Raw genomic sequence first — 11,783 nt, 5'->3', positions numbered from 1 at the left:
GCCAGGCATTGAGTGATAGTCTGCAAAAAGTCTAGCTCACCAATGTCATATTGAGGGATGATCAAAGCCAGAAAACATTTGCCGTTAATGTAAAGCGCTATAAACGAAAGCGTCCTTGTTTCTTAAAAGGCGGGCTTGCTTTAATCTAAAAGGGATGATTAGTGGCGACTTCAATAGTGTTAGTGACTCAGGATTGTTTTCTTGTCAGGGGGATGCGGCTATTTTTCCCGGATATAATTTGCCTCTGTTCGATAGACAGAAACATATTTGATACCGACGCAAATGAATATACTGTACTGATTGATAGCCGTACGCCGCTCCGTTTATATGATTACCTGATACGCCATCCGGCCAGAACGAGAAAAACGATCTGCTGCGTTATGCTGGATATGCGCCCTCGAGAGGAGGATCTGCACAGTATGAAGCTGTTTATGAACACGTCGCTTACGCCTCCGGATATGGCGTCGTTATTCAATCTGGTGCTTGATATGAAAGGCTGGCGTCTGACAACCAAATGGCTGCTTAACTTACGGCTGAGTAGACATGAAGCGATAATGCTCCGGTTGCTGAAGGCAGGGAGGTCAATGGAAGAGATTGCAGATAAGCTGAATATGTCGGTTAAAAGCCTCTATCGCAAGCGAACGGCGCTATCGGAGCGGTTAGGGGCAGGGAACTTCAACGAGGCGTGTTTGTTTATCTTCAAAAACAAACTGCTGGACGCGGCTGGGAACGATCCCTAGCTTCGTCAGAAGCCAAAAGCACAAACCCGCCACGAGGGCGGGTTCTTTTAATGGAAATAATTCAGAACGACCAGCGCAGATTGGCGTTAACAGAGTTGACGCGGGTATCCGCACCATATTGTCCCTGATAACCCACATCCAGCGTCGCAGCACGCGACAGCTGTACGCTCACGCCGATATCACCCACCATTACGTCCTCATCCACGGCTTGCCCCTGAGTAATGAACGCGTCGCTGCCCGCAAACGCCATGCGCGAAGAGGTATTCTTATCGCCATAAGCGTGCTGCCAGCCCAGCGAACCGTAGAGGTTAACGTTCTTCGGCAGCTCGGTCACACCGCGCACCCCGAGTGTGGAATAGAAGGTGTTCATCGTTTCGTTACGGACGCTCAGCGCAGCGGCACCGCCGTCTTCCCTGAAGCTGTCGGTATGCAGCCGGATGTACGATAAATTGACGAACGGCTCAATATTCCTGTCTGGCTGGCCGAAACGGTAGCCCGCTTCGGTAAACGCCAGCAGCGAGTTAGCGTCATAATCTGACTTCAGCCGATCCGAGAAGCCGCTGAAATCAACATTGCGCTCGCCCTCGATCTTGTGCCAGGTGTAACCCAGCGCGCCGCGAAGGGAGAACGCATCCTGTTGACCCGCCGCATACAGGCCAAGGTGATAGTTGTCGGTATCCGTTGAGGAGCGACGGCTGTCGACGTCGTAATCACCCCGGCTGTAGCCGAAGTAGCCGCCGATACGCACATTATGGTCCGCCAGCTTGCGATCTGCCCCCAGCAGGAAGCCGGTGGTGTTGCCGTCCAGCTTGCCCACGTTTCCGTCGCCGCTGTTTCGGCTCCAGGAGCTGAAGGTCTGGCCCCAGACGCCATTGTTTTGCGGCTCCGGCTGCTGCACCAGCGACATGGCTAACGGTGGGATCGGCAGGCTGTCGTTATCAAACGCGCGCTGCATACGCTGGTTTAACACGTTAAACACCTGCGTGCTGCCAGCGATCAGGTTGGACTGCATTGATGGATAAACTTCACCAGACAGCTGGTTGAACGCCTCGCGCGCTTCCGGCGCGCTCAGCAGAAGCAGCGAGTTATACAGCGCCAGCGACGGGCCGCTTTGCGTCAGCGTGGAGAGCGCGCCAGCGGTATTCCACTGGTTGCTGCTTTGGGCCACGGTCTGGAAAATGCCCGGCTTGCCGCTGCCCGGGTTTTCGCCGCCAGGATTCTCACCGCCCGGGTTTTCACCGCCAGGATTCTCACCGCCCGGGTTTTCACCTCCGGGGTTTTCACCGCCCGGGTTCTCGCCCCCAGGATTTTCGCCTCCGGTCTCTTTCTGCGCGATGGTCAGATCGACGGCGTTGGTGCTTTGCTCAAGCGCCACGTCCAGGAAGGCGGATTTGGAAATCGCTCCGGCGAACTCACCGTCAATTCCCCCGTCGGAGGTCAAAATGCGGTAGCTTTGGCCCGTTTTATAGCTGGTTTGCGGATCCAGCGCGGTGACCTGTACCTTAGCCCGATCGCTGATGGTGGTTTTGCCCGATACCAGTAGCTGGTCGCTGCGGCCATCTCCTGCGATATCGACGTCATAGAAGGATTCGCCGATAAAGTTCAGATAGCGTTTCAGCGTCAACGTACCGATATTGCCGTCGCCGGGCGAGATATGTCCGCCGGACAGGATCTCGGTCTGGCCCAGCGTCCCGTTGCCGCCCAGCGTGCCGCCGGACTTGATTGACGCGGCGCTGCTGTAACCCACCCCGTCGCTGACGTCTGAACCCGCCGTCGCATTGAGGATCAGCGTGCCGCCGTTCTCCGCGCTAAGGGTCTGGACGTCAAAGATATCGTCTTCTGGCTGGGTATTAATATTGCTGGCAATGATGACTTTACCGCCCCGCGCGGTTACGTTCGCCTTGAGTGCGGAAAGATCGCCGTTCAGCGTCGTTTGCCCGGAGGTGTTGATCACATCACCTTCACCGCTCATCGTGTTGCTGAAGATGTAATTTCCGTCGGTATGGTTGAAGTAGACATAGCTGCCGAACAGTCCGCCACGCAGGCTGATTGCCGTCTTCGCATCGAGGGTACCTGCGCCGCCCGCCGTGCCATGCGTTGGCTCAGTTAAACCCGTGCCGGTGTCCATATTGCCGCGGCTGCCGATGATGAGCGCACCCCGGTTCGAGCCGGAACCCGATGTCCCCACGATCAGCGCATTGCTGCCAGCGGAAAATGAACCGCCGTCAATCACAGACAGCACGCCATTGCCGTAATCGCCCACGCTCACGCTGCTGCCGCTGGTAAAGCGCGAGTCCTTGCCCGCAATAACCAATTCGGCGGTTTTCCCTGCGCCGGAGACGCCCGCCACCTGCACGCCGCCAACGTTAACCGCTCCGCCGTTCAGTACGTCCAGGTCGCCATAAAGCGTCAACGTACGGCCAACGTTCCACTGTGAGCCACTCCCCGTGACGGTGGCTTTCGGGCTCAGCGTGTCGGTTTCACCCGGCCCGGTACCATTCCCGATGCGCGCATCGTAGGCGGTATTGAGCGCCGCGCCGTCCTCAATTGCCAGCGTGGAGCGTGCGCCCAGATCGGTGCCTACGCTCAGAAAATTACTGGTCACGCGAGAGCCGGCACCCGTGGCGATAAGGTGGCTGTCGTAGCCCCGGGTGGTGCCGACAACGATCTCCTTTGCGCTCGCCAGCGCGCCCTCTTCGACTCGCAGGGTGCCGAGGCCAAGATTCAGGTCGCCGCGCAGGACGTACCGATCGTTCACCGCGTTAAGCTCAGCGTCTGGCCCACGGACCGTGACCACGCTTTCATAAATTTTGCCGTCGAACAGCCGACCGATATTGATGTTATAGGCGGTGATTTTGCCATTATCGATCAGCAGGTTTCCGCGTTGATTACGTCCAACATAAACATCTCCGGTGTAACCCAGCGTTTCGGTAATACGCGAGTCGCCATCAAAAAAGGCATCGGCTGCACGCGCGATATCGGCAGGTAAAAACAGTAACAGCGGCGCGGAAAATAGAGCGAGGTAAAGTCTGGAAAGCGGCGTCTTAACCGCTAAAGCATGCGATGTAGAGTTATTCACGGGCTATCTCCGTACTCATTAGCGTGATGTCTGGAAAATCGTTTTTATGAAAACTCAGATACGTCAGAAAATGTAAAAGGCGTTATTTATGTACGCCTTTTGATGCGGCGTTAATTATTTATGTGTGACAACAGGTGTACAGGTTGGCGCGCTTAGCGTCGGTGCGGATCCTAAAATCCCCGGCATCATCATTGATGAACAATCGAAAATACGCCCTTTTTCTGTCGTGGCGCGATAAGACAGTTTTTGTCCTCCCAGTGCGTCCGGCTGGGCGCCATTAACGTTGGTCACGGTTATTTCATCCGATGAGCCCAGTCCCAGCATTTTAGCGGTCTCTGCTTGCAGGAGTGGAATAGCCTGATCGGTTTTCAACGTGGAACAACCGGCTAGCATCAACGTAACGGTTAAAACGATTAGTGGTTTTTTCATAAATTATCCTTGATATCCAACCAGTTAATTTCACTGATTGTATTTATGTTTTCTTTTACCCAAATCAGCGAATAATATATTTCTCTTTCCTAATCGAAAAAACCCTCCTAAAGTAGGGTGGGTAGATAATAATTCATCTGTACTCTAAGATATGCGAAGGTAAAAGGAGGCTCCTTTGGGACAGAATTATGCGTTAGTCGTTGATGACCATCCATTGGTAGCAAGCGGCATCGCCAATTTTCTGATTACACATTGCCAGTTTAAACAGGCGTGTGTGGTGACGAATGAGGATGATTGCTACCGCCAAATTAGGGATCATGGCCCGCCACGTTTGCTGGTAATCGATTTTTGGCTCTCTTCCGGAACGGCCCTGAAATTACTCAAAGAAGTAAAACAACTTTACCCACAGGTACGACTCCTGGTGGTCAGCGGGGATGACAATAATGATATCTGGCGCAAAGTTAATGCCGCCGGGGGCCACGGTTTTGTATTGAAAAGCGAGCCACCTGAGATGTTCTCGCGGGCCGTTTTCGCACTCAGTGATAATCAGACCTGGTTTCCTGAGGGAAACGAAATTTCCGTTAAGGCAAATAATGAGAAGTTAAGTAAATTTAACTTAACGCCGCGACAAATAGACGTATTAAATATGATTATGCGCGGCCTGCCAAATAAACGAATCGCCGCACAGCTTTCAATTTCTGAGCCCACGGTCAAAGAACACATCAGCAATATATTGAAAAAGATAGGTGTTAACAGCCGGGTCGAAGCCATCACGCTTCTGCACGGCAAGCAGGAACCGTCGGAATGAGGTTTTTCCAGAGCTTACAAAACGAAGGTATCTCTGCTCCGGCGCAGATCCGTTTGCTAAACAACACCTTTCTGCGGCTGGTATTTAGCTTTAGTGCTGTGCCCTTTGTGGGTATTCCTTTCGCCATCTGGATTTATATGCTTGGGGACGACCTCGGCCCAACGATTATCTGGATAATTATTTATCTGCTATGTGCCGTGGCGATACGACTATTGCACCGACGCTATCAGCGTGAAGCGAAAGAAAACGGTGATAGGGACGTCCTGCGACGCTGGCTTCCGCGTATTAATAATATCGCCTTTATTCACGGGCTGGGCATTTCTTCGCTCTATTTAATTACTCCACAGACGCAGAATTTTGACTTTTTCCTGTTACTTAATATCAGCATCGCCGCTATCGTCGCCGCCAATGCGACGCATCTGACGCCGGTCATCAGCACCTTTACGCGTTTTTTCTTCGCCTCATGGGGGGTGCTGAACCTCGGTATTATCTGGCGGCTGGATGAGTTGATGTTCATCGTGCTCATGCTGAATCTGCTTTACGGCTTCGCAATTTACCGCCATGCGTTAACTTCCCATGCGTTCTTTATTCAGCAGGCACTGCTTGAGGAAAAAAGCTCACGCCTGGCGGAACAGTTTCGTCAGGCCAAAGAGGACGCGGAGCAGGCACTGCTGGATAAAAATCAGTTTCTGACCACCGCCAGCCACGATCTGCGCCAGCCCGTACACGCTATGGGCTTTCTGATCGAAGCCATCCTCCACCGAAACCGGGACGACAGCCTGACGCCACAGCTTCTTGACCTGCAGCAGAGCGTTCGCTCGGTACATTTAATGCTCAACTCTCTGCTCGATCTCAGCAAAATAGAATCCGGGAATGTCCTCTCTGCCCCGGCCAAAGTGGATATCGGTGCTCTGCTCGACTCGGTCATCACGCTGTTTCGCGAAGAGGCCAACAGCCGCGCGCTTAGGCTGTGCATCCGGCGGCCTAAACGCCGTATCTACGTGATGGGCGATTCGCTGCTGGTGCGACAGTCCCTGATTAACCTGATTCAAAACGCCCTTCGTTACACGCTCCAGGGCGGGGTGCTGGTCGCCATCCGACCGCGCGGTGACGAGTGTATGGTGGAGGTGTGGGACACGGGAGTCGGTATCGCCGATGAAGAGAAGGGCAAAATCTTCTCACCTTACTACCGCCCCGAGCTGGCATGGAAGATCGACAGCGCCGGACACGGGCTGGGACTGGCCGTAGTCGCCCGCTGTGCCAAGCTGATGAAGGTGAAATACGGGATGCAATCCATTGAAGGTAAAGGCTCACGCTTCTGGATGCGCTTTACCCAATACGTTGGTGAAGACATTGCGCCGGATATCCCGCCCGCCGCTGACAACACCGCCACGCCGGTACGCTATGCGCCCCTGCACGGTTCCTGCCTGGTCGTCGATGACGACCCGCTGGTGACGTCTGCCTGGGAGAGCCTGATGAGCGTCTGGGGAATCGACGTACGCTGTGCGGCCTCGGCTGAAGAAGCGTTTGCCATAATCGACGACGGCTTTACGCCGTTCGCCGTGCTGTGCGACCAGCGTCTGCGATCCGGCGAAAGCGGCTTCGATATCCTGAAAGCGCTTTTTGACCGTCTGCCGGATATGAGCGGCGCGATAGTTAGCGGCGAATTTAATTCACCGGTTCTGCTGGAGGCGGAGCAGGAAGGGTATCTGGTGCTCCGCAAGCCTCTGGAGCCAGCTAAACTGCATGCGCTGCTGGCGCAGTGGTCAGGGTGTCGTGGATATAAATAAGTTGAAGTCCTTTCGGTTCGGTGCCTTTTAAAGCGTTGTAATGACATCTGCGTTACGCGTGTTGTATACTTAATATCCATTGAACAGAGGAGGACAACACCATGCCAGCTGCAAACACTATGGCGGTGAAACGCGAAACCCTTAACCTGCGCATCAGGCCTGCCGAGCGGGATCTTATCGATCGGGCAGCGAAAGCGAGAGGGAAAAACCGTACTGACTTTGTGCTGGAAGCAGCCCGCGCAGCTGCGGAAGAGGCACTGATCGAACAACGCATCATAATGGCCGATCCAGAGGCTTATCAGGAATTTCTGACCCGTCTGGATCAGGCTCCAGCACCTAATGCCGCACTGCGTAAAACTATGCAGACCCTTGCGCCGTGGGAGCAGGAAAAATGATCTCTGCCCCAGTGCCCCTTCGAGCCGGGCATATTCTTACTCCATTTTGCTGTGGGGTAGATTCGATGGATAACTGGCTTAAGCAGCGGGCGATGAAAAATCAGGCCAGTGGTGCATCGCGTACATTTGTCTGTTGTGGCGGAGATTCTAACGTACTGGCTTATTACGCGCTGGCGTCCAGCGCGGTCACAACGAATACGGCACCCGGCCGCTTTCGTCGCAATATGCCCGATCCCATCCCTGTTGTAGTGCTGGGACGCCTGGCGGTAGATCAGTCTCTTCATGGGCAGGGCGTTGGTCGGGCGCTGGTACGCGACGCCGGGCTGCGGGTGATCCAGGTGGCGGAGAGCATCGGCATCCGCGGAATGCTGGTTCATGCCCTGTCGGATGAAGCGCGGGAATTTTATCTGCGGGTGGGGTTTGAGCCATCGCCGATGGATCCGATGATATTGATGGTGACGTTGGGGGATTTGGTGGCGAGTATTTAGCAGAGATATAGAACTCTTTCGTATTGAATGAAGAGCACTTCCAGTTCGTGCAGGCAACACCATGAATCAAAAGGTACTTCAAAAGGGACCAATGGGCTTTAAGATAACGCCCATTGGTGAAGCATGATATAAAACCGAAAAACGTAATTTATCACTCTGTTTTTTTTTTGCATGCCATACCAAAGTACAGCGGGTACAGGAGTTCTAAAATGTCTGCAGGCAATAAAATCGAGTATAATTAAACCTGCCTGTGTCGCACTTGACTCTTTAAAAATATTATATCTTTTGTTTTTACGTAGTTCATCCATTCTCTTCTTGTAATCATTCATATTATCCGGAAAAGCTATTGGTGCCTCGGTCTCACCAGTGAAGGATTGAGCTGGATGAAAGTAAAGGTGTCTATAAAGGTCATTCGTTGGGTGCCATAGCTGGGAGCATATATTTTTATATGAATCTTTTATTCCAGTTAATAATGCGGAATATCCTTCTTCTTTTTCCAGTATCACACACCATCCCATTAAAGTGGGGATAATCCAGGACATGTTTGTTGTTTTTTCTTTTAAATATGCATCATCGCTATTGCATTCCATGCTAATAAGATCGTCAATAGAATCTGTTGATATCGGATGTTCTCGTCCAATCCTGAGTACGTAGTCCAACCTCCAAATTAGTTCTCTAAGCCATTTTTCGACAGCATCCTTTCTCCCCATCAGCGAAAGAAATATTAATCCAAGAGCAATTTCAATGGCATTCTCATCAAGACGTGGCGAACCAGATGCGGGATTGTTTATAATTAACGCACACAAGCTATCGGCAACGATATCGGCATTATGAATCTGAAGCGCACCACCATTATTATCTTTCCTATGGGCGAGGAAAAAATTATTTAATCCGAGAGTTGCAAGTATACCAATTTGTTCAAATACAGTTATGTTGACCAGTGAACTTTCAGTTGAATATGAAGAAAGAATATATTTTCCATGGAAATATGGTTGAACTTTGGAAAAATATTCAGCTGAAATGTTAATGTAACTTTGCCATATAACTTCAAACGCAGGGAAGTATTTTTCTGGATCTTTTTCAAGATTGATGCGGTGCCATACCCATAGTAGACATCGTTCAGATACAAACAAAGCTTGCTTAGTGTTGCCATCCTGTATTGCCCAGTAAGCTAATATATTAGCCGCGAGATAGCAGGTGCGGATTGACTTCTCCAGTTCTACTTTATTGATCTCTTTAGTTTTTCTCCCCTCATCATCAAGCATCAGGATTCTTAGTAGTAACCGATGATAATCAATCCGTGAATAATCATTTTCACTAATCAATGATAGCGACTTTCTTAAATCGGTTCTGTCAATATCGTTAAATATATGCTCGTTTAACATGTATTTTTCGATAAAAGTGGAAAGCTTATCTGCTCCCCAGAAATCAAACTCATGGGGTTTATGATCATCAAGATATCCGGCCCAATTTTGATTTATCTCTTCTTTCATATCACCACTGGTGGATAAAATTATTTTCTTGGGCAGTTTTTCGTGTTTTGGTTGTAAATGATTTCTAAGGTAAACATCAAAAACTTCATTTAAACTTTGTCGTATGGACTGTGGCCCGGAATCCCATTCAGATCTACCAAGATCTTTTTGCTTAATTACAAATATAAATAGTTTTTTTTCCCCATCATCAGGATCTTTACCTATTGCAGCAATATCGACACCATATTGTCTTGTTCCCGTTTGTGTAGTAAATAAAGGGACGATACTCATTGATAATAATAAATTAGGCAATAGCCTGTCGAGTTCATTTCTCTCTTTCAATGTTCGAATATATTGAGAAATTAGTACTTTCATATTGTATCCTTTTTTGCTGTCTTGAACATTGCCAAGCGTAATTCATACCCAACATTGTCCATGACGTACCTTCGCGGAAGAGAATAGCTACTCGAAAATGGGTACAGATATGATGGTTCACTATAGCCAGTACCAAAGTTATCATTGTAATAAAAAGAGCCTATTCCTGCTTTTAGTTGTATGCGGGTAGCTATTTTAAATACAAGCGAATCTTCATTTATAGCCTCTTGGTTTTTGGTCATAACTTTATTCCGTTCTTTTTGAAAGGACAGTACATATGCTGAAGGTGGTTCGAATTCTTTTACTCTTGGATATATTTTTAGAGAGTTAAGATAGTCTTCCGTACGAACAAGTATTTCGTCATATATTTTTAATAAGCGATTTCTTTTGTTCCTGATTTTATTTTTGCATTCTCGTATTACATCAATAACATAGTTTGGATAATCAATGGCTATTTCATTTGATATGACAGATATTACAATTTTATCGGTTCTTTTATTTGCGTTATCAATATTCAGTAATGAAAGTATGGAAGACATTAAATGTTTCTCATTAGTAATATAACCCAAAGTTCTACGCACCAAAAAAATGAAATCTCTTTCAGTGAAATTATTAATAATGGGAAGGCTATAACTTAATGAATTACTACTATCATTAACCATTAAATATGTGGATAGTAATTGTGAAAACTCAGAGATTTCTGGAGTGTCATCTATAAGTGCCAATGTGAAAATCTCATTCATTAACTCAGTGGATTTTGTAGCATGATATAAAAAACTCTCTAATTCCTGAGATTTTCTTACTATAGAAGCATTCTTTATCATTACAAAGAGGCAGTTAATCAATAAATGATGTTTGGTTTCATCTTCAGTGAGTGATGATAAAATATGGAGTATTAACCCTCTGAGTTCGATATCATCTCCTGAGTTAATACAGATGATATTTATCCAGTCAGGAAAGTCAGCATGAGATTGTAACTTTTTAGCTGTTGCTATTTTTTGGCAAAGCAACGCTATTGCTTTTATATTTTTATCCTTGAGCAAATTAAGGATGACTTCACAAAATTCAGGTATTTTATCTACCGTATTTACGATTGCTTGTATAGCAGCATTGGAAATATCTGTAACCGGAGAAGCGATTTTTTCTTGGATGATTAATTTTATTTCATTGTTACGATATTCTATATTATTCACCTCAACATATCTGCCAAGTATCCACAAGGCTTGAGGAGACAAGATAACATCATTTTCTTCTATGTCAGCGAGCAAAATATCAATAGCTGATGTATAGTTTTCTTTTCTTAGTGAAAATAAGGCAATATTATAGAGGTGAAGAGTTTCTTTTTTTATATCTGAATGAAATTTATTAATTATCTTATAACATTCTTGAGGGTTATTGGCTAGTCGTTCTCCTAACAATGTAAATACTCCAGGATATTGATTGTATTTATTGTGAATGGTGGAGAAAAAATTAAACAAAGTATTTATATCTAGATGTTTAGAATGTTTTACAAATTGATCGGACAGAGACGTAACTTCATATTGGTTACGTTCAGATGCGAGCAGCATATGCCAAATATTGATTTTATCTTCATATAAACTGAGAAATATACCTGCGGTTGAACGATCATCACGCAAAGTCTTACCCCATATGCAAAAAGCAGTCTGAAGTATGATTTTCTCTGCATCAATGCAATCACTGTCTATTTCTGAGAAATAATGATGGGCAACATAATGATCTCTGTCTTCATAAGATGAAAAGATTAATTTACCGTCCTTTAGACAGTAGCCTTCAGATTTCTCTACGTTTAGAAATGAGAGCTCCTGTTCAGTGAGTTCATACTCCATTTCATCTGAGTTTGACAAAAAGAGTTTATAAGCAATATCTTGAACAAGATTATCCTTCATTATCATACCTCCAATAAAGGCAGGATTATGCCTGTAAAGTTTAACTCTATGCTTTATACCAGAAAAATGGGCTTGACCACCCTCATCAAATCAATGTCCGTGTTTTTTACCGTAAGCATAGTTATGTTTTGTATGCAGTGGAAGAGGAGAGACTTGGTTTAATGAACGGGCTGATACATAGAGAACTTGCTTCACCAGCTGTTTTTTTATTTTCTACGAGCTATCTTCCATAACCTCGCTTGCTGCTATTGGCTAATTACAGTATCTTTTACCCGCACCTGCAAAATCAGGTGTCGGGCT

9 protein-coding genes are annotated in these 11,783 nt (G+C 47.6%); 5 read left to right on the top strand and 4 right to left on the bottom strand.

Annotated elements, in window-relative coordinates:
* Positions 1 to 212 precede the first annotated feature (212 nt).
* A complete protein-coding gene (locus ACQG1K_RS18595; protein WP_045308383.1) occupies positions 213 to 740 on the top strand; it encodes a helix-turn-helix transcriptional regulator in 528 nt (175 codons plus the stop codon).
* 61 nt (positions 741 to 801) lie between these two features.
* Here ACQG1K_RS18595 and ACQG1K_RS18590 read toward each other — a convergent pair whose 3' ends face one another.
* Together ACQG1K_RS18590 and ACQG1K_RS18585 are read right to left on the bottom strand one after the other, a co-directional pair.
* Positions 802 to 3,819 carry an autotransporter domain-containing protein gene (locus ACQG1K_RS18590; protein WP_426720761.1) on the bottom strand — a complete coding sequence of 1,006 codons (3,018 nt, stop codon included), beginning with the start codon at positions 3,817 to 3,819 and terminating at the stop codon, positions 802 to 804.
* Positions 3,820 to 3,933: 114 nt separating this feature from the next.
* Positions 3,934 to 4,248 carry a lipoprotein gene (locus tag ACQG1K_RS18585; protein ID WP_003862457.1) on the bottom strand — a complete coding sequence of 105 codons (315 nt, stop codon included), beginning with the start codon at positions 4,246 to 4,248 and terminating at the stop codon, positions 3,934 to 3,936.
* 175 nt (positions 4,249 to 4,423) lie between these two features.
* Between ACQG1K_RS18585 and ACQG1K_RS18580 the strand changes: the two genes are divergently transcribed.
* The 4 genes from ACQG1K_RS18580 (at position 4,424) to ACQG1K_RS18565 (ending at position 7,729) form a co-directional block, all read left to right on the top strand.
* On the top strand, positions 4,424 to 5,056 hold the full coding sequence (locus ACQG1K_RS18580; protein ID WP_063163587.1) for a LuxR C-terminal-related transcriptional regulator: 633 nt from the start codon (positions 4,424 to 4,426) through the stop codon (positions 5,054 to 5,056).
* The gene (locus ACQG1K_RS18575; protein ID WP_022649380.1) at positions 5,053 to 6,846 is read left to right on the top strand and encodes a hybrid sensor histidine kinase/response regulator; all 1,794 of its coding nucleotides are present in this window, start codon (positions 5,053 to 5,055) and stop codon (positions 6,844 to 6,846) included. The genes ACQG1K_RS18580 and ACQG1K_RS18575 overlap by 4 nt, the downstream gene beginning before the upstream one ends.
* Before the next feature lie 101 nt (positions 6,847 to 6,947).
* On the top strand, positions 6,948 to 7,241 hold the full coding sequence (locus ACQG1K_RS18570; protein ID WP_022649379.1) for a DUF1778 domain-containing protein: 294 nt from the start codon (positions 6,948 to 6,950) through the stop codon (positions 7,239 to 7,241).
* The gene (locus ACQG1K_RS18565) at positions 7,238 to 7,729 is read left to right on the top strand and encodes a GNAT family N-acetyltransferase (RefSeq protein ID WP_063850055.1); all 492 of its coding nucleotides are present in this window, start codon (positions 7,238 to 7,240) and stop codon (positions 7,727 to 7,729) included. The genes ACQG1K_RS18570 and ACQG1K_RS18565 overlap by 4 nt, the downstream gene beginning before the upstream one ends.
* A 98-nt stretch (positions 7,730 to 7,827) precedes the next feature.
* On the opposite strand, the gene ACQG1K_RS18560 is transcribed toward ACQG1K_RS18565, so the two are convergent.
* Positions 7,828 to 9,576 (bottom strand): hypothetical protein, encoded by a 1,749-nt coding sequence (locus tag ACQG1K_RS18560; RefSeq protein WP_367076211.1) that lies wholly within the window; start codon positions 9,574 to 9,576, stop codon positions 7,828 to 7,830.
* Complete coding sequence (locus ACQG1K_RS18555; RefSeq protein WP_022649376.1) at positions 9,573 to 11,483, bottom strand: hypothetical protein; 1,911 nt, start codon at positions 11,481 to 11,483, stop codon at positions 9,573 to 9,575. Before ACQG1K_RS18555 ends, ACQG1K_RS18560 begins: the two co-directional genes overlap by 4 nt.
* Positions 11,484 to 11,783: the final 300 nt, after the last annotated feature.

The sequence above is a fragment of the Enterobacter cloacae complex sp. 402C9 genome (assembly GCF_050030745.1).
GTDB lineage: Bacteria > Pseudomonadota > Gammaproteobacteria > Enterobacterales > Enterobacteriaceae > Enterobacter > Enterobacter intestinihominis.
Note: the sequence above shows the minus strand (reverse complement) of the source record. Positions and strands in the feature narration are given on the sequence as shown.

Bases quoted from the DNA above. Each gene is read 5' to 3' on its own strand.
- ACQG1K_RS18570 (WP_022649379.1), top strand. From the start codon at position 6,948: ATGCCAGCTGCAAACACTATGGCGGTGAAACGCGAAACCCTTAACCTG.
- ACQG1K_RS18560 (WP_367076211.1), bottom strand. From the start codon at position 9,576: ATGAAAGTACTAATTTCTCAATATATTCGAACATTGAAAGAGAGAAAT.
- ACQG1K_RS18585 (WP_003862457.1), bottom strand. From the start codon at position 4,248: ATGAAAAAACCACTAATCGTTTTAACCGTTACGTTGATGCTAGCCGGT.
- ACQG1K_RS18565 (WP_063850055.1), top strand. From the start codon at position 7,238: ATGATCTCTGCCCCAGTGCCCCTTCGAGCCGGGCATATTCTTACTCCA.
- ACQG1K_RS18595 (WP_045308383.1), top strand. From the start codon at position 213: ATGCGGCTATTTTTCCCGGATATAATTTGCCTCTGTTCGATAGACAGA.
- ACQG1K_RS18575 (WP_022649380.1), top strand. From the start codon at position 5,053: ATGAGGTTTTTCCAGAGCTTACAAAACGAAGGTATCTCTGCTCCGGCG.
- ACQG1K_RS18555 (WP_022649376.1), bottom strand. From the start codon at position 11,483: ATGAAGGATAATCTTGTTCAAGATATTGCTTATAAACTCTTTTTGTCA.